27 protein-coding genes are annotated in these 25366 nt (G+C 61.7%); 10 read left to right on the plus strand and 17 right to left on the minus strand.

What is annotated here, in order from left to right; translation table 11 throughout:
• Positions 1–26 precede the first annotated feature (26 nt).
• On the plus strand, positions 27–815 hold the full coding sequence (locus AC0969_RS07065) for an IclR family transcriptional regulator (protein ID WP_479623441.1): 789 nt from the start codon (positions 27–29) through the stop codon (positions 813–815).
• Positions 816–827: 12 nt separating this feature from the next.
• On the opposite strand, the gene pbpG is transcribed toward AC0969_RS07065, so the two are convergent.
• The gene (gene pbpG, locus AC0969_RS07070) at positions 828–1964 is read right to left on the minus strand and encodes a D-alanyl-D-alanine endopeptidase (RefSeq protein WP_479623442.1); all 1137 of its coding nucleotides are present in this window, start codon (positions 1962–1964) and stop codon (positions 828–830) included.
• A gap of 323 nt (positions 1965–2287) precedes the next feature.
• Here pbpG and AC0969_RS07075 point away from each other — a divergent pair, with 323 nt between their 5' ends.
• Entirely contained in the window at positions 2288–2980 is a 693-nt protein-coding gene (locus AC0969_RS07075) for a nucleotide-binding protein (RefSeq protein ID WP_479623443.1), read from the plus strand.
• 73 nt (positions 2981–3053) lie between these two features.
• On the opposite strand, the gene clpA is transcribed toward AC0969_RS07075, so the two are convergent.
• The 3 genes from clpA to AC0969_RS07090 form a co-directional block, all read right to left on the minus strand.
• A complete protein-coding gene (clpA, locus tag AC0969_RS07080; protein WP_479623444.1) occupies positions 3054–5393 on the minus strand; it encodes an ATP-dependent Clp protease ATP-binding subunit ClpA in 2340 nt (779 codons plus the stop codon).
• 107 nt (positions 5394–5500) lie between these two features.
• Positions 5501–5860 carry an ATP-dependent Clp protease adapter ClpS gene (gene clpS / locus AC0969_RS07085; protein WP_479623445.1) on the minus strand — a complete coding sequence of 120 codons (360 nt, stop codon included), beginning with the start codon at positions 5858–5860 and terminating at the stop codon, positions 5501–5503.
• 56 nt (positions 5861–5916) lie between these two features.
• Positions 5917–7659: a GGDEF domain-containing protein gene (locus tag AC0969_RS07090; protein ID WP_479623605.1), complete on the minus strand. Its 1743-nt coding sequence runs from the start codon at positions 7657–7659 to the stop codon at positions 5917–5919.
• A 226-nt stretch (positions 7660–7885) separates the two neighbouring features.
• On the opposite strand from AC0969_RS07090, the gene AC0969_RS07095 reads away from it, so the two are divergent.
• Positions 7886–8386, plus strand: coding sequence for a hypothetical protein (locus tag AC0969_RS07095; RefSeq protein ID WP_479623446.1), 501 nt, complete (start codon positions 7886–7888; stop codon positions 8384–8386).
• Positions 8387–8438: 52 nt separating this feature from the next.
• Here the strand turns inward: AC0969_RS07095 and sixA are convergent, their stop codons facing one another.
• The 4 genes from sixA to AC0969_RS07115 all read right to left on the minus strand — a co-directional run bounded on the left by sixA (position 8439) and on the right by AC0969_RS07115 (position 12996).
• Entirely contained in the window at positions 8439–8900 is a 462-nt protein-coding gene (gene sixA, locus AC0969_RS07100; RefSeq protein ID WP_479623606.1) for a phosphohistidine phosphatase SixA, read from the minus strand.
• A gap of 77 nt (positions 8901–8977) precedes the next feature.
• On the minus strand, positions 8978–11059 hold the full coding sequence (ppk1, locus tag AC0969_RS07105) for a polyphosphate kinase 1 (RefSeq protein ID WP_479623447.1): 2082 nt from the start codon (positions 11057–11059) through the stop codon (positions 8978–8980).
• Positions 11060–11250: 191 nt separating this feature from the next.
• Positions 11251–11937: a flagellar brake protein gene (locus tag AC0969_RS07110; RefSeq protein ID WP_479623448.1), complete on the minus strand. Its 687-nt coding sequence runs from the start codon at positions 11935–11937 to the stop codon at positions 11251–11253.
• Positions 11938–12027: 90 nt separating this feature from the next.
• Positions 12028–12996 (minus strand): adenylate/guanylate cyclase domain-containing protein, encoded by a 969-nt coding sequence (locus AC0969_RS07115; protein ID WP_479623449.1) that lies wholly within the window; start codon positions 12994–12996, stop codon positions 12028–12030.
• A 225-nt stretch (positions 12997–13221) separates the two neighbouring features.
• On the opposite strand from AC0969_RS07115, the gene AC0969_RS07120 reads away from it, so the two are divergent.
• The gene (locus AC0969_RS07120; protein ID WP_479623450.1) at positions 13222–13569 is read left to right on the plus strand and encodes a hypothetical protein; all 348 of its coding nucleotides are present in this window, start codon (positions 13222–13224) and stop codon (positions 13567–13569) included.
• A gap of 8 nt (positions 13570–13577) precedes the next feature.
• Here the strand turns inward: AC0969_RS07120 and AC0969_RS07125 are convergent, their stop codons facing one another.
• The 3 genes from AC0969_RS07125 to AC0969_RS07135 form a co-directional block, all read right to left on the minus strand.
• Positions 13578–14627: an LD-carboxypeptidase gene (locus AC0969_RS07125; RefSeq protein WP_479623451.1), complete on the minus strand. Its 1050-nt coding sequence runs from the start codon at positions 14625–14627 to the stop codon at positions 13578–13580.
• A gap of 138 nt (positions 14628–14765) precedes the next feature.
• Complete coding sequence (gene tadA, locus AC0969_RS07130; RefSeq protein WP_479623452.1) at positions 14766–15809, minus strand: tRNA adenosine(34) deaminase TadA; 1044 nt, start codon at positions 15807–15809, stop codon at positions 14766–14768.
• 66 nt (positions 15810–15875) lie between these two features.
• A complete protein-coding gene (locus AC0969_RS07135) occupies positions 15876–16070 on the minus strand; it encodes a hypothetical protein (protein WP_479623453.1) in 195 nt (64 codons plus the stop codon).
• 134 nt (positions 16071–16204) lie between these two features.
• Here AC0969_RS07135 and AC0969_RS07140 point away from each other — a divergent pair, with 134 nt between their 5' ends.
• Positions 16205–16504 carry a hypothetical protein gene (locus tag AC0969_RS07140; RefSeq protein WP_479623454.1) on the plus strand — a complete coding sequence of 100 codons (300 nt, stop codon included), beginning with the start codon at positions 16205–16207 and terminating at the stop codon, positions 16502–16504.
• On the opposite strand, the gene AC0969_RS07145 is transcribed toward AC0969_RS07140, so the two are convergent.
• Both AC0969_RS07145 and AC0969_RS07150 read right to left on the minus strand, forming a co-directional pair.
• A complete protein-coding gene (locus tag AC0969_RS07145) occupies positions 16494–18413 on the minus strand; it encodes a sensor histidine kinase (protein WP_479623455.1) in 1920 nt (639 codons plus the stop codon). The genes AC0969_RS07140 and AC0969_RS07145 overlap by 11 nt on opposite strands.
• Positions 18379–19089 (minus strand): response regulator, encoded by a 711-nt coding sequence (locus AC0969_RS07150; protein ID WP_479623456.1) that lies wholly within the window; start codon positions 19087–19089, stop codon positions 18379–18381. The genes AC0969_RS07145 and AC0969_RS07150 overlap by 35 nt, the downstream gene beginning before the upstream one ends.
• Before the next feature lie 253 nt (positions 19090–19342).
• Here AC0969_RS07150 and AC0969_RS07155 point away from each other — a divergent pair, with 253 nt between their 5' ends.
• A complete protein-coding gene (locus AC0969_RS07155; RefSeq protein ID WP_479623457.1) occupies positions 19343–19576 on the plus strand; it encodes a DNA-3-methyladenine glycosylase I in 234 nt (77 codons plus the stop codon).
• Between the two features lie 305 nt (positions 19577–19881).
• A complete protein-coding gene (locus AC0969_RS07160) occupies positions 19882–20148 on the plus strand; it encodes a hypothetical protein (protein ID WP_479623458.1) in 267 nt (88 codons plus the stop codon).
• Between the two features lie 154 nt (positions 20149–20302).
• On the opposite strand, the gene AC0969_RS07165 is transcribed toward AC0969_RS07160, so the two are convergent.
• The 3 genes from AC0969_RS07165 to AC0969_RS07175 are packed head-to-tail and all read right to left on the minus strand — an operon-like array spanning position 20303 to position 21257.
• Positions 20303–20713 (minus strand): PLP-dependent transferase, encoded by a 411-nt coding sequence (locus AC0969_RS07165; RefSeq protein ID WP_479623459.1) that lies wholly within the window; start codon positions 20711–20713, stop codon positions 20303–20305.
• A 9-nt stretch (positions 20714–20722) separates the two neighbouring features.
• Positions 20723–20848 (minus strand): hypothetical protein, encoded by a 126-nt coding sequence (locus tag AC0969_RS07170; protein WP_479623460.1) that lies wholly within the window; start codon positions 20846–20848, stop codon positions 20723–20725.
• Positions 20838–21257 carry a gamma-glutamylcyclotransferase family protein gene (locus AC0969_RS07175; protein WP_479623461.1) on the minus strand — a complete coding sequence of 140 codons (420 nt, stop codon included), beginning with the start codon at positions 21255–21257 and terminating at the stop codon, positions 20838–20840. Before AC0969_RS07175 ends, AC0969_RS07170 begins: the two co-directional genes overlap by 11 nt.
• Positions 21258–21319: 62 nt before the next feature.
• Between AC0969_RS07175 and AC0969_RS07180 the strand changes: the two genes are divergently transcribed.
• The 3 genes from AC0969_RS07180 (at position 21320) to AC0969_RS07190 (ending at position 23677) form a co-directional block, all read left to right on the plus strand.
• Positions 21320–22087: an AraC family transcriptional regulator gene (locus AC0969_RS07180; protein WP_479623462.1), complete on the plus strand. Its 768-nt coding sequence runs from the start codon at positions 21320–21322 to the stop codon at positions 22085–22087.
• A 122-nt stretch (positions 22088–22209) separates the two neighbouring features.
• Positions 22210–22809, plus strand: coding sequence for an N-acetyltransferase family protein (locus AC0969_RS07185; RefSeq protein ID WP_479623463.1), 600 nt, complete (start codon positions 22210–22212; stop codon positions 22807–22809).
• Positions 22802–23677 (plus strand): patatin-like phospholipase family protein, encoded by an 876-nt coding sequence (locus AC0969_RS07190; protein ID WP_479623464.1) that lies wholly within the window; start codon positions 22802–22804, stop codon positions 23675–23677. The genes AC0969_RS07185 and AC0969_RS07190 overlap by 8 nt, the downstream gene beginning before the upstream one ends.
• A 71-nt stretch (positions 23678–23748) precedes the next feature.
• Here AC0969_RS07190 and guaA read toward each other — a convergent pair whose 3' ends face one another.
• Positions 23749–25365 carry a glutamine-hydrolyzing GMP synthase gene (gene guaA, locus AC0969_RS07195; RefSeq protein WP_479623465.1) on the minus strand — a complete coding sequence of 539 codons (1617 nt, stop codon included), beginning with the start codon at positions 25363–25365 and terminating at the stop codon, positions 23749–23751.
• Between the last annotated feature and the right edge of the window lies 1 nt (position 25366).

Below are 25366 nucleotides of genomic sequence, written 5' to 3' on the forward strand. Positions count from 1 at the left end.
TGCAGCACATCTTTTGAGAAATGCCCATGAAAGTGACCGACCCGAGTATTCCCGCCACACCGACCGTCCAGGTCATCGAGCGCATGTTCGCGCTGATCGACGTGTTGGCCTCGCGCGAAGAAGCCATGTCACTCAAAGAAATCAGCGAAAAAACGGGCCTGCACCCGTCTACCACCCACCGCATCCTCAACGACCTGGCCACTGGCCGCTTTGTAGACCGTCCTGAGCCGGGCAGCTACCGGCTCGGCATGCGCCTGCTGGAATTGGGCAATCTGGTCAAAGGCCGCCTGAGCGTGCGCGATGCCGCCCTGACCCCCATGCGTGAACTGCACCGCCTGACCCAGCAACCGGTCAACCTGAGCCTGCGCCAGGGCGATGAAATTGTGTATGTGGAGCGTGCCTTTAGCGAGCGCTCGGGCATGCAGGTGGTGCGCGCCATTGGAGGCCGTGCGCCTTTGCACCTCACATCCGTGGGCAAACTGTTTTTAGCCATAGACGATCCACAGCGTGTGCGGGCCTACGCCACGCGCACCGGCCTCAGCGGCCAGACCAAAAACAGCCTGACCGACCTAGGCCAGTTGGAGCGGGAACTGGCACGGGTCCGCCAATACGGCATCGCCCGGGACAATGAAGAGTTGGAACTAGGGGTGCGGTGTATGGCCGTCGGCTTGTATGACGACCAAAACAAACTGGTTGCCGGGCTGTCCATATCGGCCCCCGCAGACCGGTTGGACGAAAGCTGGCTGCCCAAGTTGCAGACCACCGCCAACGCGATTTCGTCAGCCCTGGGCTACAAAGTGGCCAGCAGCCGCTGAACTGCCCAGTACTTAACCTGCCACCTTGACCGATGCGCGGGTAGTAGTGGTGGTGGGGGTGGTCATCATGTGGTTGGCTTCCACCCAGTGGCGCACCCGCTCGGCATCGGCAATGCGGCTGAGCTTGCCTGCGGAATCCAGAAACACCATGATCAATTTGCGGCCAGCCACTTTGGCCTGCAAGACCAGGCATTGGCCCGCTTCGTTAATGAAGCCGGTTTTTTGCAGGCCAATATCCCAGTCGGGGTTTTTCACCAAGCGGTTGGTATTGTTGAACTGCATCATGCGGCTGCCGATCTCTACCTGGTAGCCAGGCGATGTCGTCAGCTCACGCAGCATGGGATCGTTGTAGGCGGCACTCACCAGAGTGGCCAAATCACGGGCGCTGGACTGGTTTCCACTAGACAAACCGGTGGGCTCTACATAGCGGGTGTCTTTCATACCCAGGCCTTTAGCCTTGGCATTCATCATGGCCACAAAAGTAGGCATGCCGCCGGGATAGGTGCGGCCCAGTGCGTGGGCGGCGCGGTTTTCGCTAGACATCAAGGCCAGGTGCAGCAACTCGCCCCGGCTGAGGGTGGAGCCCACGGTCAGGCGCGAACGGCTGCGTTTTTCGGTGTCCACATCATCCTGGGTGATGGTGATTTCTTCGTCCATTGGCAGTGCGGCATCATTGATGACCACGCCGGTCATCAACTTGGTGATAGATGCAATGGGCAAAACCGCCTGGTCGTTTTTGCTGAACAGCACTTCACGGGTATCTTGGTCGATCACCAAGGCCACGCTGGACTTGAGTGCCAGCGCGTCAGGTGCGCCGTGCAAACCCGCCAACGCGCCAAACGAGGGCTGGGCGGGAATGGTGGCCGCAACCGGGCGCAGCGCCACTCGGGATTTGGCAGACACGCCCACTTTGGGGAATTTGCTGGCTTTTACGCGGACCGCGCTTTTCACCACAGCGGGCGAGCGGGCGGTGCGGACCGGTTTGATGCTGCTGCGCTTTGCGGCAATTTTCACTGCACTGGTTTTTTTGATTTCCACTTTTTTGCGCTCCACCGCCTGCGCGGGTGCGGCTATCAAAGTCAGAGAGCAAGCCAATGTGGCAACAATTTGTAGCAGACGTTTCAAAACGGGGCTTTCAGAGGAGTGCATGGCGGTCATCTCCGGGCATAAACAAATGTGAGTAAGTGTATCTAAACCAAAAACTTCACGCAAGATCAAAGACTTAGATAAGCTTTTTAAGGTGTTTATTTTAGGTCCGATTGCCGGGCGCAAGCGAGCCCTTAGCGTTGTTTCAACGGCAATATGCGGGCCTTTACATCCAAATTACGCGATGGATTGCCCAGAAGCCTATGCATTGCGCATGGTTCTTGCGTATTTCTAAAATCCGGCTAATCAATAGAAGCTGCCCCGTAGAATCTGCGCGACAACTTACGCGTATGGACCCATTCCATGCGCAACACCCAGGAAAACCCATGAGTTCAATCAATTTTATTGGCGGCGAAAAAGGCGGCGTGGGCAAATCAGTCACCGCCCGCGTACTGGCGCAGTATTTCCTGGATACCGGCAAGGCCTTTACCGGCTTTGACACCGACCGTTCGCACAACTCCTTCACCCGTTTCTACCCAGACTTTGCCTCGCCCGTGGTGGTAGACAGCTTTGAAGGACTGGACGTGATTGCCGAGGCGTTTGAAGCCAATCCCGCGCAAAACGTGATTGTGGATTTGGCCGCCCAAACCGCCGCACCGCTGGCCCGCTGGATCCACGACTCCGACCTGTTCGAGGTACTGGGCGACATGGGGGTGTCGATTAACTTCTGGCACGTCATCGACGAAGGCAAGGATTCCGTCAACCTGCTGGCCGATCTGATGGCCAGCGTGGGCAACACGCCCAACTACATCATTGTGCTGAACCACGGCCGTGGCTCAGATTTCTCGCTAATGCAGTCGTCGGCCGCCATGCAGCAAGCCCTGGCCTATGGCGCACGGGTGATCGAGTTGCCGCAATTGCAAGATGCCAGCATGCGCAAAATCGACCGGCAAAGTGCCAGCTTCTGGAGCGCCGTGCATGAACGCAGCGAAACCGATGGCCTGGGCATACTGGAGCGCCAGCGCGTCAAGACCTGGCTGCGCAAAGCCTATGCAGGTTTTGACACGCTACCGCTCTAGCCTATTGCGCGAAGTGCTATAAAAAAAGGGGCTGCACCGCATGGTGTAGCCCCTTTTTTGTGGGTGCGTGCAACTAGCCTGCGGTGGCTTCCTCGGCCTCGGGCTTGGCACGGCCTTCGCGCTTGGGCAGCGGCTGGATGTCGAGTTCGACTTCGCCGGTTTCAACGCCCTTTTCGTCGGTAGTTATTTTCATGTCCACCGTCAGGCGGCCACCGTCGATCAGGCGGCCGAACAGCAATTCGTCGGCCAAGGCGCGGCGGATCGTGTCCTGGATCAGGCGCTGCATCGGGCGCGCACCCATCAGCGGGTCAAAGCCCTTCTTGCCGAGGTACTTGCGCAAGGTGTCGGTAAAGGTGACGTCCACCTTCTTTTCGGCCAACTGGGTTTCCAGTTGCAGCAGGAACTTGTCCACCACCCGCAGGATGATGGTTTCGTCCAGCGCCTTGAAGCTGACGGTTGCGTCCAGACGGTTGCGGAACTCGGGGGTGAACAGGCGTTTGATGTCCGCCATTTCGTCACCCGACTGGCGCGGATTGGTAAAGCCAATCGTGGCCTTGTTCATGGTTTCGGCTCCCGCGTTGGTCGTCATGATGATGATGACGTTGCGGAAGTCGGCCTTGCGCCCGTTGTTGTCGGTCAGCGTGCCGTGGTCCATCACTTGGAGAAGTACATTGAAAATGTCCGGGTGGGCTTTTTCAATTTCGTCCAGCAGCAAGACGCAATGCGGCTTCTTGGTGACGGCCTCGGTCAGCAAACCGCCTTGGTCAAAGCCCACGTAGCCTGGGGGCGCACCGATCAAACGGCTCACCGCATGGCGCTCCATGTACTCGGACATGTCAAAGCGAATCAGCTCGATGCCCATGATGTAGGCGAGTTGCTTAGCGGCTTCGGTCTTGCCGACACCCGTGGGGCCGCTGAAAAGAAACGAGCCAATTGGCTTGTCGCCCTTGCCCAGACCCGAACGCGCCATCTTCACGGCGGAAGCCAACACGTCCAGCGCTTTATCTTGGCCGAATACCACGCTCTTCAGGTCGCGTTCCAGCGTCTTGAGTTTGCCCCGGTCATCATTAGACACATTGGCGGGCGGGATGCGGGCGATCTTGGCTACGATCTCTTCCACCTCGGTCTTGGTAATGGTTTTCTTGCGCTTGCTGGGAGCCAGAATACGCTGGGCAGCACCGGCTTCGTCGATCACATCAATCGCCTTGTCGGGCAAATGGCGGTCGTTGATGTACTTGGCGCTCAACTCGGCGGCGGCTTGCAGCGCTGCCAAGGCATATTTCACGCCGTGGTGTTCTTCAAAGCGCGACTTCAAGCCCTTGAGGATTTCCACGGTTTCCTGCACGGTGGGCTCGACCACATCGACCTTTTGGAAGCGGCGCGACAGGGCGGCGTCTTTTTCAAAAATGCCACGGTATTCGGTGAAGGTGGTAGCACCAATGCACTTGAGCTGGCCGTTGGAGAGGGCTGGCTTGAGCAAGTTAGACGCATCCAGCGTGCCGCCCGACGCTGCACCCGCGCCAATCAGCGTGTGGATTTCGTCAATGAACAAAATCGCATTGGGTTTGTCTTTGAGCGACTTGAGCACGCCTTTGAGGCGCTGCTCGAAGTCGCCTCGGTACTTGGTGCCGGCCAGCAAAGCTCCCATATCCAGCGAATAGACAATTGCTTCCGCCAAAATTTCAGGCACTTCTTTTTGCGTGATGCGCCAGGCAAGGCCCTCGGCAATCGCCGTTTTGCCCACACCGGCCTCGCCTACCAGCAGCGGGTTGTTTTTTCGGCGGCGGCACAGAATCTGGATGGTGCGCTCGACCTCGTACTCACGGCCGATCAACGGGTCGATCTTGCCCTCTTTGGCCATTTGGTTCAGGTTTTGGGTGAATTGCTCTAGCGGCGAGGCTTTCTCGTTCTTCTCGCCACCGCCCTCTTCGCCTTCGGCCTGGTTTTCAGCGGCTTTAACGGGTTCGGGTGGGTCGCTCTTCTTGATGCCGTGGGCAATAAAGTTGACCACGTCCAGGCGGGTAACGCCCTGCTGGTGCAGGTAGTACACGGCATGTGAGTCTTTTTCGCCAAAAATCGCGACCAGCACGTTCGCGCCGGTGACTTCCTTTTTGCCGCTGCCAGTGGACTGCACGTGCATGATGGCGCGCTGGATGACGCGCTGAAAGCCCAGCGTGGGCTGGGTGTCCACATCGTCGGTGCCGGCCACCTGGGGCGTGTTGTCCTTGATGAAATTGCTCAGCGACTTGCGCAAATCATCAATATTGGCCGAGCAGGCGCGCAACACTTCAGCGGCGCTGGGGTTGTCCAGCAAAGCCAGCAACAGGTGCTCAACCGTAATAAATTCGTGGCGTTGCTGGCGCGCTTCCACAAATGCCATGTGCAAACTAACTTCCAATTCTTGGGCAATCATGTGAATTCCTTTTTTGCCATGCTGATTTCGACACCTAACAACTCTTTGTGACTCTCTTGCTACGCACTCTACATGGGTTGTGCTTTGCCTTATTCAAGCCATTCAAATCAACCCACGGGTTCGCTGACGCATTGCAAAGGGTGGCCGTTTTGTTTGGCGGCTTCCAGCACCTGGTCCACCTTGGTGGCGGCCACGTCTTTGGAGTACACGCCGCAGATGGCTTTGCCGTCCAGATGGATTTTGAGCATGATCTGGGTGGCTGTTTCGCGGTCTTTGCTGAAGAACTCCTGGATCACCACCACCACGAATTCCATCGGGGTGTAGTCGTCGTTGAGCATCAGCACCTGGTGCATTTGCGGAGGTTGGATTTTTTCAGTGCGCCGCTCCAGCACGACCGAACCGCCATCATCGGGTATGGATGTGGGGGTTACGGGCTGCGGTGGCTTTTTGGGTGTTTTGGTGGCCATGCCCCCATTTTATAGAGCCGTTTACGGCCCTGCCCAGGGCCGTACATTCGCCCTTCTCAAGCGGCTGTTGCGCCCACTGCTTCCCGGATAAACAAACCCGCGCCATGCACCTTGGCATCGTGTTTGGCCAGGGCTGCGGCGTTGGCAACCTCCTCCGCATGCCCATACTGCCCCCGCTGGATACGCACCGCACCAATTGACAGCGTGGTGAACGGAAAAAATCGCGGTACGCCTTGGCGGTCTTCGGCGTGGATGCCGCCCTCCAGCCGGGCCGGCGCATCAAACAAGGTCAAAGCACGCTCGGCAAACTCCTGCACGATGGCTTCACAGCGCTGCACCCAGTCGCTGCTTTGGAACAGAAAAATAAAGTCATCGCCCCCTACATGCCCGACGAAATCGCGCTTGGCATCGCAGTGCGACAGAGCCAGCTTAGCCACGAGGCGGATCATTTCGTCACCGCGCCAGTAGCCGTAATGGTCGTTAAAGGGCTTGAAGTGGTTCAGATCGCCGTAGCAGGCCACAAAGTCGGCCCCGGCATCCATCAAGCGCTCTATATGCTGGCTGATGGGGATGTTGCCTGGCAAAAAAGTCAGCGGATTGGCGTGGCGGGCCGCCTCCAGCCGCACCTCGGTGACAGAGCGCACCAACTGGTCGCCCGTGCCTAGCCCGATATAGCGGCCGTTTTCGGTCACGATGAAGCCTTCGGTCAGATAACGCTGGTCTTGCGAGGTCAGGATACCCACCAGCTCATCGACGTTGTGGTCCCGCTCCACCAGGCGCGGTGCGTGGTTAGCATTGGCCAGACAGGGTTTGCGCCCATGCACCTCGCGGTAATACTGGGTGGCGTAATGGGTCATGAACTGGTGGCGGTTCACCAGTGCCAATGGGCGGCCGTTGTCCACAATCGCAATCGCGTGCAGCTCTGGGTGCTGCAAAAACAGGGCCGATAGCTGGTCGTTGGTGGTGTGCAGATCGGCACAAGGTGCCTGCTGCACCGCCAGGCCGCGCAACACCCCCGAGCGCGACACCCGCCCGGATGCCGGAAAAATCGACACCAGCGTATCGTTTAACACCTCCATCGCCTCGCTAAGAACCTTGACCCGGGGCGCTGACTCGGGCCGCCCCAGCAAATAGCCCTGTCCATAGGCCAGATCGAGGTCGCGCAGCACCCGCAGGTCATCCTGGGTTTCAATGCCTTCGGCCACCAACTGGGTGCCAAAAATCGTGGCAATCTGCTTCAGCGCCTGCAAGGTCTGCAAATTGTCGGCATGGTTGGCGATGTCTTTGGTGAAGTATTTGTCGATCTTGACGATCTCCGGCTTCACCTGCGACCACAGCCGCAGGCTGGAACGCCCGTCGCCAAAGTCGTCCAGCGCCAACGACAAACCGGCGGCACGTACCTCCCGCGCCACTTCGATCAACTGGTCCATATTGTTGACGCGCTCGTGCTCGGTCAGCTCCAGCACCAGCATGCGCGGCAACACGCCGAAGCTGCGCACCCACTCAACTAACGTGGAGCAGCCCTGGCTCTGCACCACGTCCACCAGGGCATCTGCGCTAATGTTGACAAACAAGCGGCCAGGCTCCTGCAAGCGGCCCCAGCTCTCCAGGGCGACACCTGCGCAATACAGTTCAAATTCAAACAGCAAGCGCTCGTTGCGCGCCGCACTGAACAAAGCATCGGCGCCAAACAAGGCCGTACCTTCAACACCGCGAATCAGCGCTTCATGCGCATACATGCCGCCATTGCGCAAATCCACGATCGGTTGAAACACCGACTTCAATGCGTTCTTGCGCATCAAATCGGCAAGCGGCCCCACCCCGTGGCGCACCTTGCCGGGAAAGTAGTCACGCGCCAAACTTGGCAGATCCACAGCAAAAGTATCCACAGCGCCACTCCATCAGAAGCAATAAATCCGTAACACTAAGTTACAGCAATGACAGCTTGATGAAAATGTAAGCAGAAGCTTCATTGGCGATAAAAAACCATATAAACTATATAAATCGTTTAAATGGAGTTTATTGATGACCACTGCACCCAAAGCCACTGCGCCCCCCGCCCCCACAACACCCGCTGCCGCAGCACCTGCGGTGGTAATCGACAAGCCGGTTGCGGCCAAAAAGCCGGTCGTGCGCGCCAAGGCCGCAAAGGCCACCCCGCCCGCCGCTGCCCCAGCCAAGCCCCCGGTCGCCAAGCCGGTAACCAAGGTCAAACCAGTAGCAAAAGCCAAGCCGGTCGCCGTGGCCAAGCCCAGCAAGGTCAAAAAGCCCAAGCTGGTGCGCGACAGCTTCACCATTCCCAAAACCGAATACACCGTGCTGGACGATCTGAAGCTGCGCTCCATCGCATTGGCCCAACCGGCCAAAAAGAGTGAATTGCTGCGCGCCGGCATCAAGGCGCTGGCGGCAATGTCGGATGCCGCTTTGCGGGCCGCTTTGCAGGCCGTGCCAGCTATCAAGACCGGCCGCCCAGCAGCGGAAATAGCCCCTAAGCCCGCCGCTAAAAAGACGGTCAAAAAAGCCTAACGTTCATGCCGGGATGCAGCGCACCCCGGCTTCTGAAAGTTTGTTTTTCTCGTTACAGCATCTCCGGGGCCTGCACGGCCACCAGCACCGTTTGGCAGCAGCCATCGCGCTCGCGGTAGCGCAGCCACCACACAGCCCCTTTGCGCACCGATAGCTCGATCCGGTCCATGCCCAGCAACTGGGCGATGGCCTGGCCCAGCACAGGCTGGTGCCCCACCACCAGCACAGCCGTTTTGCTGTCGGGCCACTGGGCCGCAGCCAGCAACTGCCCGGGGGTGCAGCCGGGGGCCAATTCAGGCCGCAACTTGAATTTGCGCTCCAGCGCCTGCACGGTTTGGTCGGTACGCCGCGCCGGGCTGGCCAGCACACGGGTGCTTTCGGGCAAATGGCGGTCTAGCCACTGGGCCATGCGCTGGGCTTGCTTGGTTCCACGCGGGGTCAGGGGGCGGTCCATGTCGGCCAAAACATCGCTGCCCTCTTCGGCTTCGGCATGGCGCCACAGAATCAAATCCATAGAAGACTTACGCAGCCCCCCTGGTGGCGTGTTCAGGGCGAGCAGGGTATCTTGCGTAGGCTCCAACATATTGATCCTTACCTTCGATGGCGCTGGCTGTAACGGTTCATCAAGGCGGCCTGCGCGCTGTGGCCGTCGGTATGGGTGCGGGTATAGCGGCCGTTGGCCCCCAGGTCCCAGGCATCACGCCCGTCATGCAGGTAGGGCACCAGACATTCGTCAATCACGCGCTGGCGCAGCACGGGGTCCGTGACCGGCCAGGCCAGCTCGATGCGGCGCATCATATTGCGGTTCATCCAGTCGGCGCTGGACAGGTACAGCTCCTCGTGTTCACCACTGCCGAAGTAGAAGATGCGCGAATGCTCTAGAAACCGCCCAATCACCGAGCGCACCCGGATGTTGTCGGTCCAGCCCGGCACTTGGGCGGGCAGCATGCAGGCCCCACGCACCACCAGGTCGATGCGCACACCCTGCTGCCCGGCGCGCACCAGGGCTTCGATCAGGGCCTCGTCGGTCAAGGCATTCATCTTGGCCACAATGCGCCCCGGCGTGCCCTGCGCAGCGGCCTTGCCCACGGCGTTGATTTTTGCGATCAGCTTGCGGTGCAGCTGGAACGGGGCCAATAGCAGGCTGCGCAGGCGCGGCAGCTTGCTTTGCCCGGCGATGTGCAAAAACACCTGCTCCATGTCGCCGGTCAGCGCCGTATCGGCGGTGAGGTAGCTCAGGTCGGTGTAGAGCCGGGCGGTGCGAGGGTTGTAGTTGCCGGTAGACAAATGGCCGTAGCGGCGCAGTTGCTTGCCCTCACGGCGGGTTACCAGCAGCATCTTGGCGTGGGTTTTCAGGCCCACCACACCGTACACCACCTGCGCGCCGATGGATTCCAGCATTTCGGCCCAATTGATGTTGGCCTCTTCGTCAAAGCGGGCTTTTAGCTCCACCACCACCGTCACCTCTTTGCCCCGGCGCACGGCTTCGCGCAGCAAGGCCATTAGCTCGGAATCGGGCCCGGTGCGGTAGATGGTTTGCTTGATGGCCAGCACGGCCGGGTCGTGCACAGCCTCGCGCAAAAACGCCAGCACCGCATCAAAGCTTTCAAACGGCTGGTGTACCAGCACATCGCCGTGTTGCAGGCGTTCAAAAAATGACTGCCCCGGCACCAACTGTTTGGGCCAGCTGGCATGGAATGCCGGAAACAGCAGTTCCGGGCGGTTCACCAAGTCGATCAGCTGCGTCAGGCGGGCCAGGTTCACCGGACCCGGCACCCGGTACAGGGCCGGCTCGGGCAGGTCAAACTGCTTGAGCAGAAATTGCGACAAATACTCCGAGCAATCGGCCGACACCTCCAGCCGCACGGCCAAGCCAAAATGGCGCACTTCCAGGCCCTGGCGCAGCGCGGTGCGCAGGTTGCGCACTTCGTCTTCGTCTACCGCCAGATCGGAGTGCCGCGTTACGCGGAACTGCGAGAACTGCCCCACCTGGCGGCCCGCAAACATTTCTTGCAGATGCGCACGGATCACACTGGAGAGCGACACGAACAGCATGCGCTCGCCCGCCACCGCATCGGGCAGGCGGATAAAGCGCGGCAGCACCCGGGGCACTTTGACGATGGTGATGTCGTTCTCGCGGCCAAACGCGTCTTGCCCACTGAGGCGGACGATGAAATTCAGCGACTTATTGGCCACCTGGGGAAACGGGTGCGAGGGGTCCAGCCCCACCGGCACCAGCAGAGGCCGCACCTCGCGCTCAAAGTAGCTTTTGACCCAGCGCCGCTGCACCGCATTGCGCTCGCCGTGGGAGATGATCTGAAAACCCTGCTCGGCAAATGCCGACTGCAACTGGTCGTTGTACAGCGCGTACTGGCGGGCCACTAGCGCATGCGCCGCCGCAGCCAGCGCCTTGAACGAATCCACGGTGTAGACACCCTGGTAATCGTTACTTTGCGCGGCGATCAGGTGCGGAGCACCGCGCACCTCGAAGAACTCGTCCAGATTGGCCGACACGATGCACAAATAGCGCAGCCGCTCCAGCAGCGGCACATCGGCGCGCACCGCCCAGTCCAGTACCCGCTCGTTGAACGCCAGAATGCTGTGGTCGCGGTCTAGCAGCGCTACCGTTGCGGAAGGATCCAGGGAAACACGGTTTTTTGGCAATGGGGACATCAAATTGTTACAAACATAAGGCCGCGAATAGTAGCGGCCAGTGTGCGTTGTTTTGATGTCAAATTAATGACATGAGCGTGACGCATTTCACACAAGCAAAGAGGGCTAAATTACATGTAATTTAGCCCTCTAGCGCATATGGAATAAGCATAACATGCTACATACTTAATAGCATTTTGTATGACAAAAAATCAGGTGCGATGGATCAGCAACGTCTCATAGACAAAGTTTTGCAGAATGATCTGGTCGGCAGCGCTGATATCGTGGAAGTTGATGCCGTGCGAGTACACCGTGCGGAAGGTGGCCCCATCGGCGGTGCTGCCTGCCGACTGCTGCACGCTGCGGATCGACGCGGTGGTGGCAATGGTCACGTCCTGGTCAGACGCCTGGTCGCGCAGCGAGAATTCGATGTCGATCAGATCCCCCGAAGTGCCCAAGGGCCGGGCTGTCGAGACCAGGGCACCGCTCAAGCTGATATCGGAGAGCGTGGCCATTTTGAAGTTGTGTGGGTCCAGCGCATTTTTGATCTTGACCGGCAAATTGGCCTTGACCCGCACCGCCTTGCGCAGGCCCACTTTCTGGATGCTGCTCGGAAACTCCAGCACCATCAAGGACCGGGGGGTGGTCAGTACCGACTCGATCTTGGTGCCAAAGGTAAACACCGACACGCCCGAAAACACCCGGATGATGACGCTTTCGCCCGCCTGCATGGAGGCACTTTCCTGCGGCACCTTCAGCAGCAAATACTCGCCCGACACAAAGCCGATCAGCGTGGTGTAGTGCACCGTGGGATTGCTGGTCTGGCTGGGCATGATTTGCAACCGCACCCCCACCTGCAGGTTCATGTCTTCAAACTCAATAGTCGATTTTTTCGTCATGGCAATAAGGGGCGGGGTTGTTCATAGGTTGCTCAGAAACACATGGTTTCTGGCGCTGTATGCAAATTCTAGTCCCGGCCTAGCGAGCGCTCAGTAAAACGAGGGCGCGTGCGGCCCGAAGTTGAAGTGCACGGTGGGGCCGCTGATGTCGTTGAACGGCATGCCCAGGGCAATTTCACCAGTGGCATGCAGCTGGCAGTCGTCGCGGCGCAGAGGCACGTCGGTGTCGCTACCGGCAAACCGTACCCAGGTGCCAAAGCTGCTCAGATCGGTGATAAAAAACGCGCCATTGCGCCATTCTATTTTTGCGTGCAGACGCGACACCCGTGGGTCGTTAATGAAAAACTCGGCCTGTTCCGCACGCCCCAGGTACACCGGCATCTCGGTCGATACAAAGCTGCGGCTGGTGCCCAGATAGGCCAGATGGATAGACCCTGGCACATGGGTTTCGGGCCGCTCGATATTGGCCAGATGGGCCTGCATGGTGACGAATTCGGTCTGGGCATCTTCTTGCCATTCAATCTTGTACAGCGGCACCGCTTCACTGCGCCCGCGCAGGGTGACCGGACCCAGGCTCATAAACCGCAGCCCCTGTGCGCCATCTACTTGCGCCACCACCGACTCGGTGGCCCAAATCTGGTTGCCCCCGGATAAATCGCTCAGGCGGGACGCCACATTGACCGCATCGCCATAGCAGTCGCCATCCACCTCGACCACCTCGCCACGGGCGACACCGGCCTTGATCTCCATGCGGATGGCATCCGGCCACTTGAGCAGGCGCTGCTGGTGCCCGCGCTGGATGGCGATCACCGCGTTGGCCGCATCGCCTGCATCGACAAATACGGCCAGCACACCGTCACCCAGCTTTTTGACCACCCGCCCTTGGTGGGCCTCGCACACCTCGCCAATCCACTGCGTAATGCGGGTTACCGCACGGGTGGCTTTTTCATTGCCCAGTGCCACGTAGAAAGCAGTGCTTCCCGTGAGATCGGCAAATACGACGGTGGCCTGAACGCCCATGTTGGAGATGTGGTTGGTGGTCGAATCGATTAAAACCAATAAAAGTGCATGCACTTTTCAATGCAAATTATGGGGGTGAAATGCGACTAGCCAAACGGGGTAGATAGATTTTCGGACCCCGGAAGCCACGAAAAGAACCACATTCCATGCGCATTTGCAAACATTTTTCGCAAATGCGCGGGGTAAGCTGTCACAGTTTCGCCGTTTAATCCACATCCATCCACACTCGGACTGACACAAGTCCCAACCCATCGCAAACACCCCATGGCCTGGGACACCCACTCCATCAAAAACAGCCTCTACAGCATCCTCGGCGTGGAGCCGGTGCGGGTGGATGCGCGGCGTGTGCAGTCGCTGGAGCAGCTGCGGGCCGCCATGTTGGCGAGTCTGGGCGAGGTGGTGGATGGCCAGCCGCCGTCGATTTTGCACATCCGCATGGCCCACGCCAAAGATGTCCAAACCCTGTGGTACTTGCGCGCCGACCTGATGGCCGTATTGGCCAGCCGCGATGGCGAAACCGCCGCGCGGGCCCAACTGGACCGCGTCACCCTGTTGTTCAAAGGCTTGTTGCCCAAGGGCTTGATGTCGCGGTCTAGCCCGCTGCGGGGCTGAAGCCGAATTCAGGCATGGTCGGGGTGACCGCAGCAGTCATGGTGTGCATGGCCATGGTGGTGGTGATCGTCGTGGTGATCGTGCCCACCGCCAGCGTGTGACACATGGCCCCAAACCACCAGCGCCTCGCGGCCCTGCACCGCCAGCTCTACCTTGGCCCCCACCGGCAGCAGCACCTTGGTTTGCACGTGGCCGAAGGGCAAGTTGGTCAGCACCGGCACCTTGAGCTGGCTGCGCAGCCAGGCCACCACAGTGGCCAGCCGGAACGTACCGTCGTGCGGCACCTTGGTGAATTCGGTGAACTGGCCCAACACAATCGCCTGTTGCCGCGCCAGCACGCCGCTGTAGAGCAGCTGGGTCAGCATGCGTTCAATGCGGTACGGGTGCTCGCCCACGTCTTCCAGAAACAGAATGCCGCCATTGATCTGCGGGAAGTACGGCGTGCCGATCTGCGACACCAGCACCGACAGGTTGCCGCCCCACAAAACCGCGTCTTTTAAATAAAAGTCGCCCTCGGCGCTTATGGAATCTGCGCTAGCAGCTACGGAATCCATAGCAAGCTGGGTATCCTCGCGGCCCAGCCGCCAGCCGGTGCCTTCGCCCTGCCCGTCTACCAGGTCGTCAAAGCAGGCTTCCATGATGTCGTCGGGCGTGCCGTCCACACCAAAGCCTTCCAGCAGCGCCGGGCCCGCCCAAGTAATGGCCCCGGTCTGCGCCAACACGGCGTTTTGCAGGGCGGTGAAGTCGCTGTAGCCCACGAACTGGGTGCCGTTTTCAATCGCCTTGGCCACGGTTTTGTAATCAATGCTGCCCAGGAGGCGCGTTAGGCCGTAGCCGCCACGGGTGGTTAACGCAATGTCGGCACCGCTGGCCGCTGCCCGGTGGATGGCGGCCACGCGGGCGGCATCGTCACCGGCAAAGCGCATATGGCTCTTGAGGGCATCGGGGTCGATTTCGACCGCGTAGCCCAGGGTTTTGAGCCGGGCCACACCGCGTTTGAAGGCGGCTTTGTCGCGCACCGCGCCGGAGGGGGAGTAGATATAGATATGTTTGGTCACAGCTGGAAGTCTACACACCCCCAGGCTGCGCTTCGCTACGCCAACCCCCTTGCAGGGGGCGATACCAGTGGCCCGGCAAAGCCGGTTCCACGTCATCCCTTTAGGTGTCCGCTCTGGCGTTTGCCTGGGCTTGTGTAATTACAGGTTGATAAAGAGTGCTGCCGCCTTTTCGCCCGGGGGGTGGTGGAGGCGCAAGGTGGGGCCATCGAAAGGCGCGACCGGCTCCCAGCCTTTGGCGGCAAAGGCGCGCAGCGCGGCGCGGTGGCCGTTGTCGGGGAACGGGGCGGCATCTGGGGGGGCGGTATCGGCATCCAGCCGCACCAGGGTGTGGATGCGTTCGGCGGGCAGCAGCGGCGGGCCGTCGCCTTGCAGCACCAGCACCACCTTGGCAATACCGAGCTGGTCCAGCCAAGCGCACAGCACCTCGCGGTGCCTGTCCCAGCGGTGAAAGGCCACTTTTTTGGGTTTGTCGCTGCGGCCAAAGCCCAGCAGGTCGGGGGCCAGCACGCGGTGGCCCGCAGCGGCCAGGGCGGGCAGCATGGTTTGAAATTGTGCGCCGCTGCCGCTGCGGTTGTGCAGGCACAGCACGGGGATGGTGGCATCCACCGGACCTGCTGCGCGGTAGTGCATGCGCAAACCGTGCATGTCGGTGTAATGCTGCGCCGCATCGGCAAAGCAGGCATCGGGCGTGCGCAACGCGTCTTCGCGCAGGGGGATGTGGGTCTGGCGCTGATCGGCACGGCGCTGCTGGAAAAAGCTTTGCAGCAGCCCGGCGCATTCGTTGGCCCGCACGCCGCCCTGCAACTGGGTGTGGTGGTTGAGCTCAGTTTGGGCAAATACATTGATGACCGAGCCGGCCGCGCCGGTTTTTACATCTGCCGCGCCAAACACCACGCGCTTGAGCCGCGCATGCAGCATGGCCCCGCTGCACATGGTGCAGGGCTCCAGGGTTACGAAGAGTTCGCAGCCGTCCAGCCGGTAGTTGCCCAGCGCCTGGGCGGCCGCGCGCAAGGCGTTGATTTCGGCATGCGCCGTGGGGTCGTGGCCGTCGATGGGGGTGTTGCGGCCGGTGGCAATCACCACGCCGTCTTTCAGCACCACCGCGCCCACGGGCACCTCGCCCGCCGCAGCGGCCAGCCGCGCCTGGTCCAGCGCGAGTTGCATGGCATCCAAATCAGTCATCGGATGGTTGCTAGTATTTTTATAGCTACTAGCGAAGGTGCAATATGCGCTAGAGGCCTAAAAGTCTTAAGGTTTTTCATCGGGCATGGCGCGGGGTGTTTGCAGCGCGGCATCCAGCGCTTGCTGCACTTGCTGCGGGATTTTCTGGACCGATGCCGGGCCTTGCGGCGTGGCCACGGTGGGGGCCATTTGCTTCTTGGCCAGCAGGCTGACGAGCAGCACCACCAGCAATAAACCGACAACGCTAAAGACGGCGCGCATCCCATACCCCAGTGAAAAACAAGGGCGGATTTTACGGTCTGACCCGCCGGTTTTGGGCTGTCGCTATGGATAGCTACAGACCAATTCAGGCCCCTCTTCCATACTTTGCCGCATGCATTTACCAGGAGCCCAACATGCTGCACGCCATTGTCAAAACCACCGCCCTGCTCGGCCTAGCCACCTGCCTGCCCTTGTCAGCCACCGCTGCCGATGAAGAACTGGTGTTTTTCTGCCCACCCAGCATCATGGCGGCAGTGGGGCAGAGCACCGGCATCATGTGCGATGCGGAGCGCTGCTTCAAAGCCGCGTCGCCCGAACTTAGCGCCAAGCAAAAGGCGTTCTTGGTATCGGCCAGCGGGCAATGCCGCTATTTCACCGCGCTGGAAGTGGCCGACTACTGGCCCAAAGACAGCACCCAGCAGGCTAGCCAGTAAGGCTGGTGTCTGCACGCAGCGGCAACCACAGCCGAAACTGCGTGCCGCCCGGCACGGCCGCCCAGGCCACCGTGCCGCCAATCGCATGCGCGCGCCGGGCCATGTTGGACAGGCCCCGGCCTCCATCGCCAGCGTCGGCCTTGGGCACAAAGCCCTGGCCGTTGTCCACCAGCAGCACAAACACCCCACCATCGGCCTCGCCCGTGGCCACCCGCAGTTCGGTGGCGCAGGCGTGCTGCAAGGTGTTGGCAATGCCCTCTTGCAGGATGCGCAGCACATGCAGGGCGCTGCGCGGGTCTAGCCAGGTGAGTGCGGGCACGTCCACCACCTCCCAGCGCAGGTGCAGACCCGAGCCCTCCAGGCGCGGTGCCAAGCGGTAGCGCAGCGTTGCCAGCAGCAGCAACAGGTCGGCCTCTACCGGCTCCAGTGAATCCACGGTGAGCTTCAGGTCGTCGATGCATTCGCGCAGCACCAGGGCCATTTGCGCCTCGCTCAGGCCGCCGGCTTCGGCTACTTTCAGGGCACTCATCAGCTGCGAGCCCATGCCGTCGTGGATGTCTTGCATCAGCCGCTGGCGCTCTTGGCTGAGCACTTGGCGCTGCTGCACGGCGTGCAGTTGCTCGTAGCTGGCTGCCAGCGCGGCCTCGCGCTCGCGCAGGCGCTGGGCCAGGTGCAGGTTGGCCTGCGCGGCGGTGTTCAGCGCGCCCACATACCGGTTCAATATGACGTACAAAAACATGCCCAGGCGCAAGGTGGTGGAAAACGGCCAGGCGTAAATGTGCTCGGGGTCCACCAGGTAGCTTTGCAGCATCCAGTCGTGCCAGGCCACCGGCACATGCAGCAGGCCGATGCTGGCCGCCACTATGCCTTCCCGCCCACCGTGTCGCCACGCGGCCCAAGCCATCAAGAGGGTGGCGGGCAGGCCCGCCAGATTCGTCACCAGGTACGGCAGCGGGGCCAGCGCGCTGATCCACGCCGGGTCGGTCCACACCGGCAGGGTCAGCGTGCTCGACAGCAGCAGCAAACCCAGCAGCGCCCGCAGCGGCCAGCGTGGCGCGGTGGGCACCAGCGTGCACATGAAGGCATACCAGGTGACCAGCAGCGCATTGCCCGCGTTGATGGTCATCCAGCCAAACCAAGCGCTGGGCAGGGCCAGCGGCTCCAGCCCCACATGAAAACGCTGGCTGCGCAGCACCCACAGCAGGGTAAACAGCGCAAACAGCAAATAGGTGCGCTCCCGGCGCAGCAGCCACACCGCCAAGGCGAATCCCCCCAGCCCCAGAAACGCCATGCCCATCACCTCGGCAACGCCGGTTTGCAGCATGCGCCGCAGCCGGTAGCGGGGCAGCAGCACCTCGGCCGGACCCACCCACAGGCTGGACACGGTGCCGCCCGCGCTGGCCAGGCTGTCGATGCGCAGGCGCAGCAGCCGGGGCGCGGGGGCTGTGCCAGCGGCATCCAGCGGCACCCACAGCGGGTGGTTGAAGCCGTTCCAGACCACGTCGCCCACCGAACGAAACAGCAGCTTGTCGTCGCCATACACCGCGATGCGGCCGATGGTTTGCCAGCGCGGCAGGTACAGCACCAGACCGCCGGGGCTTGTGGAGGAGGCAGGCAGATCGGCCAACGCCACCTGTAACCAGGTGACGCGCGGGGCGTCCCCCAGCGTGGGCTGTAGAGGCTGCGACCAGGTGTACGGCAGCGCCACGGTCTGCCCTGCCCCAATGGCCGCCACTGCGGTGGGCGGCAGCGGCGCAAACGAGCCGCCGGGGCCGCTCATGCGTTGCGCCTGCACAAAATGCTGTGCACCGGGGCGGTCCAGGTGGTGCACCAGCCACAGCGCCACGCCAGCGGCCAGTGCCAGCAGGGCCAGGCTAAGGAGCCAGTAGGCCTTGAACGCGGGCTTCATAAATGGCTTCCAGCTGCGAACGCACCTTGAGCTTGGCGTAAATGCGGCGCACAAAACTCAACACCGTGTTGCGCGACACGCCCATCAGCACGCCGATTTCCTCGTAGCTGAAACCCTTGGTGATGTAGTCCAGCACCTGGCGCTCACGCGGCGACAGGCGGGCCTGCTCCTCCTGTGGCAGCGGGCTGGATGACGGGGGCACGAGCGGCATGGGCGTGGATTCGCTGGCCATCGCGTGGCGAAACCGGGTCAGCAGCTGGCGTGCAATCAGCGGACTGATGGGGCTGCCCCCGGCGTAGACGTTGCGAATTTCTTCCACCGTGAGGGTGGGCGAGCTGTCTTTGAGCAAATAGCCGCTGGCACCGGCCTCCAGGCTCTGGATCACGTGGGCTTCGTCACCAAACACGGTGCTGACCATCACTAGGCAGCGCGGCCACTGGCGCTGGGCGGCGCGGATGATGTCGATGCCCGGCCCGTCCGGCAGACCCAGATCGACCAACAGCACATCGGCGGCGGGCAGCGCCAGCATCTGCCGCGCCTGCTGGCAATTGGCGGCGCTGGCCTGCAAATGCATGCCCGGCGCGGCCTGGATGGCATCCGCCAGGGCCCGCGCAAAAAATGCGTCGTCCTCGACCAGGGCGACCTGGATAGTGGAAGCAAGGGCGGTGTCGGGCATGGGCGGCGGTCGGTCGGTGTAGGGCCATTGTCGGGGCGCATGCCTTCGTCTGTGGGCTTGTCACTACAAATAGCTACAAGCTTTTAGCCAGTTATAGCAAGGCACTTTGTCACGTATTACGTATTTTTACTAGCTTACCTGGGCTTACACCTTGGGTGGCCCAGAGTAGCGCCCCATGAACACACCAATCTACCGCTGCACCTGGGCCGACAGCAGCCCGCTGATGGCCACCTACCACGACGAAGAATAGAGCGTGCCCGCGCGCGATTGCCGCAAGCTGTGGGAAAAGCTGGTGCTCGACCGTTTCCAGGCCGGGCTGTCGTGGGCCACCATCCTGCGCAAACGCGAGGGCTTTCGTGCCGCCTTCACCCAGTTCGACACGGTGGCGGTGGCCCACTTCACCCCGGCCGATGTAGACCGGCTGATGCAAGACCCCGGCATCGTGCGTTCCTGCGCCAAGATCGAAGCCACCATCGGCAACGCCTAGGCCTAGGCCTACCTAGCGATGCAGGCCGTGGGCATGGTGGACGACCACAGCGCACGCTGCTTCCGTTACCAGCCGGGTTGATGCATGGCCCATCACCCTCCGCCCCCCCCACATCAACCCCCGCTCTTTGCCGAGTTTGGTGATAACAACAGCGACGCGCAACCGCCAGCTTCTGTAGCGCGCTCGTCGACCCAAGCCACCGGACCAGCACCCGCTGTTGCGCACCGTGAGCGTGGACCGCAACTTCTACCGCGCCCTCAGCGCCAGCCAATATGCAGCATATGCAGCCCAGGTACCCGACGACGATGCCGACCCTGTTAGCCCGGATGCCGGAAGTGCTGGCGGTGGAAGTGCGCGACTTGTACGCCCCGTTCAATGGCATCGTGGACCCCGGCCCGGACACCCGCCTCACCCTGGCCAAAGCCGTGGCGGGCACCATCAACCGGGGACAGAATACTTTCGTCACCATCAGCAACAAGGCCGAAGGCTCTGCACCGCTTACCGTGTGGGCACTGGCGCAAAATGTGCGGGCTGCGATGTCGCTACGAATGGGGACAGACTTGCCCGGGTAAACAACAAAAATGGCCGCTCAGCCAAGAGCTATCGGCCATGTTCACCTCTTCATGCCTTTTAGGGTAATCACGCTTATTCCATCGGCGCAAGCAGCTATTTTTTATATAGCACCCATACATGCGCTTGGCCCTTGCAGTGCAGGCGCGAACGGTCCTAAGCCACTGTGGGTATGTGCTGCAAAGCCTGGGCCAGATCTGCGCACAGGTCGTCGGCATTTTCCACGCCTATGTGCAAACGCAGCAGGCGCCCTGCGTCTGGCTGTGCGTTTAACGTACGCAAGGCGTGCGGGATCGCTGGCATGACCAGGCTCTCGAACCCACCCCAACTGGTGCCCAGACCAAACAGCTGGAGCGCATTGACCATGGCCTCAAACGCCGCCCCGCTACAGGGCTGAAGCTCTACCGTGAAAGGCCCGGCTGTGCCACTGAACTGCTGCCGCCACAGCGCATAACCTGGGTCTTGCGGTAGCGCGGGGAACAGCAGGCGTTTGATCTGCGGCTGCTGTTGCAGCCACCCGGCGACGTGGACCGCGCAGCGCCAACCAACACGCGTCGGGCGCCGCATGCTGGCCGTTCAGATCGCATGCGTGGCGTACACGCTCCAGGCTTCGGTAGGAGCCAGTGCACGCACCAAAGGTGGGTTGACCGCGTGCCTAGCACTGCTGCGGCCCAGCTGGATAAGTTGCGTGTCAACGTGCATAGGAGCGGAGACGCAAAATATAGTCGCGCGGCAGACCATGCAGCTTGGCTGCCTCTACCAGCCGTGCCAAATAGGCTTGATCGGCTGGTTGGTTGCTGCGACTGGGGGGCATGTAACACATGGCCGGTAGCCAACGGCCATCGGCCAGGGTGACCAGCACGGCCTCGGGCAAAAAGCAGCCAACGCCCTGGCTGCCGTACATCCGGTCCAGCTCGGCATGGCTGATCTGCACCACGATGCCGTACACGCTGTGCATGGGGCTGGCAAACACATTGGCGTGGGGGTCCAGGCAGATGTCGTGGCCGTGCAGTTGGGCCACCTGTACCGAGTCAGGGGCGAATTCGGCCTGGGCCATGACTTCCGGGTGCATGAAGCTGCCATAAAAAAACACTGCAACACGTTTGGGCATGGAGACCTCCTTGGGGTGAATGTGCCCCCATGCTATGGTGCGGCTCGCACCCCAAACGCCAAATGATGTTGCCGAACAGCCAACCCGTACCCGCCTGGCGCACGCTGGGCAAAACCCATTTGCGTGGCCGTGTGCTGCAACGCCACCAGCATGCAGACGCGCAGTTGCTGTTCGCCGTATCCGGTGTCATGCAGGTGCAGACCGACCAGGGCCAATGGACTGTGCCGCCGCAACGCGCGCTGTGGATACCACCTGGGGTGGCGCACCAGGTCACCATGCTGTCGGACACCGAAATGCGCACCGTGTATTTCAGTTCGTCTCTCTGCCCTGAGATACCGGGCGTGCAGGCCATGGTGACTAGCGTGCTGCTGCGCGAACTGGTACTGGCGCTGTTTGATGCCCAACTCGGACCGTCCATCCGCGAACGCGTGGTGGCCTTGTTGCTCTGCCTTGTACCGGTTGCCCAAGAGCTGCCGAGTTATTTGGCGATGCCCAGCAGTCCGGCGCTGCTGCACGTCGCCCAAACCGTGCTGGCCCATCGCCAATGGAACAAACCCCTGGCCGATATCGCCCGTGTAGCGCACATGACCGAGCGCAGCTTTACCCGCCATTTCGGCACCGAGGTGGGCATGAGCTTTCGCGCGTGGCGACAGCGTGCGCGGATCATTGCTAGCCTGGACCGGGTGGGCGCAGGAGACTCCACCAAAACGGTGGCTTCGGTGGCGGGCTTTGGCAGCCCATCGGCTTTTGTGGCTGCGTTCAAGCAGGTCATGGGCGACACGCCAGCACAGTTCGCGGGCACACCTCTCCCCAAAACCCTCAATCGGTGACCGCCGGTGGTGGCAGAGGCAGCTTGCGCACGACATCGCAGGCCCCCGGTGTCGCTACGGATGGGGACAGACCAGTCCCGCTAAAACCTCAAAAATGGCCGCTCAGCTAGGAGCCATCGGCCATGTTTACCTCTTTACGCCCGCCAGACCCCGCCCACGACAGCTGGCGCTTGTGCGATGGCACGCTGCTTACTTTGCGCCCCCTACAGCACCAGGACGGCCCGCTGCTGGATGCCCTTCTGGAACGCCTGTCGCCGCGTGCCCGGCACCACCGTTTCCACGGCGGTGTCAACAGCCGCCCTGCCCTGCTGGAGCCAATGGAGCGCAGCGGCCAGGTGGCTTTTGTACTGACAGCCCAACGCTTTGGGCCGATCCAGATCGTGGCCGAGGCCCGGTATTCGGTAGACGGTAGCGAAGACAGCGCCGAATTCGCCCTGGTGGTGGACGACCGCTGGCAGCGCCGGGGCCTGGGCGAACGCGCCATGCGCGCCTTAACCAGCACAGCGGCCCACGCCGGTCTGCACTGGCTGCACGGCGAAGTGCTGGCCGACAACCGGGCCATGCTGGGCCTGATGCAGCGCTGCCGCTTTTGCTGCACGCCCGATGCCGAAGATCCGCACCTGGTGCATGCCGAATCGGCCCTGCGCCTGGCCCCGGCACCTGCAGCCATGCATGGTTGGAGCGCACGGCTGCGCCACATGGCCGGAGCCCACCGTGCATAGCCCCGCAGTCAAGCCGACCGAGCCCAAGTTGGCCCTGGTGCTGGGCAGCGGCGGGGTGCGCAGCATGGCCGCCTTGGGTATGGCCGAGGTGCTGGCGCGCGAAGGCATACGGCCGGATATGGTGGTGGGGTGCAGCGCCGGGGCCTTGTTTGGCGCGCCCATAGCCTTGGGTATGGCGATGCCTGACGCGGTGCGCATCGCCACCACGCTGTGGACCGCCGAAATCACCCAAACCCAGCGCTGGCGGGCGATTCCGCAGATGCTGTGGCCGGGCTGGGGCCGCTTTGATGCCGACTTCAGCCTGCGCGACGACCGGCTCATCCTGGCCCGCATGCGCGCAGCGTTTGGCGACATGCAGCTCGAAGACTTGCCCACTCCCCTGCGCGTCAGCGCCACCGATGCCGCCACGGGTGCTGCGGTGGTGATTCGCCGGGGTGGCCTGGTTGAGGCCTTGCGCGCCAGCGTGGCCATGCCGTTCATGTTTGCGCCGCAGCAGATTGCGGGCCAGCGGCTGATCGACGGTTTTGTGTCCGACCCGTTGCCGGTCAGCGCCGCCAGCGACGCGCACACCGTGATCGCCTTGGGCTTTGACGCGCTGATGCCGCACCGCGTCAACAAACCCGCCCGCCTGTTGGCCCAAACCACCTCGGCCATGACCAACAACCTGATGTACGCCCGCCTAGCCGCTGCCGAGGCCGACGGCATGCGCCTGCTGCGCGTGTTTCCGCAACTGGAGCGCCGCGTCAGCCTGTTCGACACCGCCGCCATGCCCTACCTGGTGGAGGCCGGACGGCGCGCCACCGAGGCCCTGCTGCCGCAGATCATCGCCCTGCTGGAGCGTCGGCCGCAGCTGCTGGTGGCGGCCTAGAAATTTCGCATCAAATTGGCTGCTAGCGCATATGGAAAATGCGCTAGCAGCTATTTAATGCATAGCAATTACTATTCCCACTCGATCGTGGCAGGCGGTTTGCTGCTCACGTCGTAGGTCACGCGGTTGATGCCACGCACTTCGTTGATGATGCGGCCCGACACCTTTTTGAGCAGCGCGTAGGGCAGCTCGGCCCAGTCGGCGGTCATGAAGTCGCTGGTTTGCACGGCACGCAGGGCTACCACGTAGTCGTAGGTGCGGCCGTCGCCCATCACGCCGACGCTCTTGACCGGCAAGAACACGGTGAACGCCTGGCTGGTCAGCTGGTACCAGGTTTTGCCGGTGGCTTCGTCCTTGAAGTTGTGCAGCTCTTCGATGAAGATCGCGTCGGCGCGGCGCAGCAGGTCGGCGTATTCCTTTTTAACCTCGCCCAGAATCCGCACGCCCAGGCCGGGGCCGGGGAAGGGGTGGCGGTAGACCATGTCATGCGGCAGGCCCAGGGCCACGCCCAACTCGCGCACTTCGTCTTTGAACAGCTCGCGCAAGGGCTCCAGCAGTTTCAGGCCCAGTTCGGCGGGCAGGCCGCCGACGTTGTGGTGGCTTTTGATGGTGACGGCTTTTTTGCTTTTGGCACCACCGGACTCGATCACGTCAGGGTAAATCGTGCCTTGCGCCAGCCATTTGGCACCCTTGGCGCCCTCGCCCTTGAGCTTGGCGGCTTCTTGCTTGAACACGGTGACGAACTCGCCGCCGATGATCTTGCGCTTGGCTTCGGGGTCGGTCACGCCCACCAGCTTGCCCAGGAAGAGGTCACTGGCATCGGCGCGGATTACTTTGGCGTTGAGCTTGCCGACGAACATCTCCATCACCATGTCGCCCTCGTTCAGGCGCAGCAGGCCGTGGTCTACGAATACGCAGGTCAGCTGGTCGCCAATGGCGCGGTGGATCAGGGCGGCGGCCACGCTGGAGTCCACACCGCCGGACAGGCCCAGAATGACCTCTTCATCGCCCACCTGCTCGCGGATGCGGGCTACGGCTTCGCTGATGTAGTCGCCCATGATCCAGTCGGGCCGGGTGCCGCAGATGCCCAGTACAAAGCGGTTCAGCAGCGCTTGGCCTTGCACGGTGTGGGTGACTTCGGGGTGGAACTGCACCGCGTAAAACTGGCGCGCCTCATCCGCCATACCGGCGATGGGGCAGCTGTCGGTGCTGGCCATCAGTTTGAAGCCGGGGGGCAGCTCGGTGACCTTGTCGCCGTGGCTCATCCACACGTTGAGCATGCCCTCGCCCTCGGGGGTGGTGAAGTCGGCAATGTCTTTCAGCAGAGCGGTGTGGCCCCGGGCACGCACGGAGGCATAGCCGAATTCGCGGGTCAGACCGGTTTCTACCTTGCCACCCAGCTGCTGGGCCATGGTCTGCATGCCGTAGCAAATGCCCAGCACCGGCACACCGAGATCGAATACGGCCTGGGGCGCACGGTCGGTGGTGTCTTCGGTCACGCTGGCGTGGCTGCCAGACAAGATGATGCCCTTGAGGTTGCCATCGGCGGCGTAGGCACGCACCCAGTCGTCCGTCACATCGCAGGGGTGGACTTCGCAAAACACATGGGCATCGCGCACGCGGCGGGCGATGAGCTGGGTGACTTGCGAACCGAAGTCGAGGATGAGGATTTTTTGGTGGGTGGACATA

It is taken from the genome of Rhodoferax sp. LB1P47, from assembly GCF_056521445.1.

Bases quoted from the DNA above. Each gene is read 5' to 3' on its own strand.
- AC0969_RS07065 (WP_479623441.1), top strand. From the start codon at position 27: ATGAAAGTGACCGACCCGAGTATTCCCGCCACACCGACCGTCCAGGTC.
- pbpG (WP_479623442.1), bottom strand. From the start codon at position 1,964: ATGCACTCCTCTGAAAGCCCCGTTTTGAAACGTCTGCTACAAATTGTT.
- AC0969_RS07075 (WP_479623443.1), top strand. From the start codon at position 2,288: ATGAGTTCAATCAATTTTATTGGCGGCGAAAAAGGCGGCGTGGGCAAA.
- clpA (WP_479623444.1), bottom strand. From the start codon at position 5,393: ATGATTGCCCAAGAATTGGAAGTTAGTTTGCACATGGCATTTGTGGAA.
- clpS (WP_479623445.1), bottom strand. From the start codon at position 5,860: ATGGCCACCAAAACACCCAAAAAGCCACCGCAGCCCGTAACCCCCACA.
- AC0969_RS07090 (WP_479623605.1), bottom strand. From the start codon at position 7,659: ATGCGCAAGAACGCATTGAAGTCGGTGTTTCAACCGATCGTGGATTTG.
- AC0969_RS07095 (WP_479623446.1), top strand. From the start codon at position 7,886: ATGACCACTGCACCCAAAGCCACTGCGCCCCCCGCCCCCACAACACCC.
- sixA (WP_479623606.1), bottom strand. From the start codon at position 8,900: ATGGATTTGATTCTGTGGCGCCATGCCGAAGCCGAAGAGGGCAGCGAT.
- ppk1 (WP_479623447.1), bottom strand. From the start codon at position 11,059: ATGTCCCCATTGCCAAAAAACCGTGTTTCCCTGGATCCTTCCGCAACG.
- AC0969_RS07110 (WP_479623448.1), bottom strand. From the start codon at position 11,937: ATGACGAAAAAATCGACTATTGAGTTTGAAGACATGAACCTGCAGGTG.
- AC0969_RS07120 (WP_479623450.1), top strand. From the start codon at position 13,222: ATGGCCTGGGACACCCACTCCATCAAAAACAGCCTCTACAGCATCCTC.
- tadA (WP_479623452.1), bottom strand. From the start codon at position 15,809: ATGACTGATTTGGATGCCATGCAACTCGCGCTGGACCAGGCGCGGCTG.
- AC0969_RS07135 (WP_479623453.1), bottom strand. From the start codon at position 16,070: ATGCGCGCCGTCTTTAGCGTTGTCGGTTTATTGCTGGTGGTGCTGCTC.
- AC0969_RS07140 (WP_479623454.1), top strand. From the start codon at position 16,205: ATGCTGCACGCCATTGTCAAAACCACCGCCCTGCTCGGCCTAGCCACC.
- AC0969_RS07145 (WP_479623455.1), bottom strand. From the start codon at position 18,413: ATGAAGCCCGCGTTCAAGGCCTACTGGCTCCTTAGCCTGGCCCTGCTG.
- AC0969_RS07150 (WP_479623456.1), bottom strand. From the start codon at position 19,089: ATGCCCGACACCGCCCTTGCTTCCACTATCCAGGTCGCCCTGGTCGAG.
- AC0969_RS07160 (WP_479623458.1), top strand. From the start codon at position 19,882: ATGCCGACCCTGTTAGCCCGGATGCCGGAAGTGCTGGCGGTGGAAGTG.
- AC0969_RS07165 (WP_479623459.1), bottom strand. From the start codon at position 20,713: ATGCGGCGCCCGACGCGTGTTGGTTGGCGCTGCGCGGTCCACGTCGCC.
- AC0969_RS07170 (WP_479623460.1), bottom strand. From the start codon at position 20,848: ATGCACGTTGACACGCAACTTATCCAGCTGGGCCGCAGCAGTGCTAGG.
- AC0969_RS07175 (WP_479623461.1), bottom strand. From the start codon at position 21,257: ATGCCCAAACGTGTTGCAGTGTTTTTTTATGGCAGCTTCATGCACCCG.
- AC0969_RS07180 (WP_479623462.1), top strand. From the start codon at position 21,320: ATGATGTTGCCGAACAGCCAACCCGTACCCGCCTGGCGCACGCTGGGC.
- AC0969_RS07185 (WP_479623463.1), top strand. From the start codon at position 22,210: ATGTTTACCTCTTTACGCCCGCCAGACCCCGCCCACGACAGCTGGCGC.
- guaA (WP_479623465.1), bottom strand. From the start codon at position 25,365: ATGTCCACCCACCAAAAAATCCTCATCCTCGACTTCGGTTCGCAAGTC.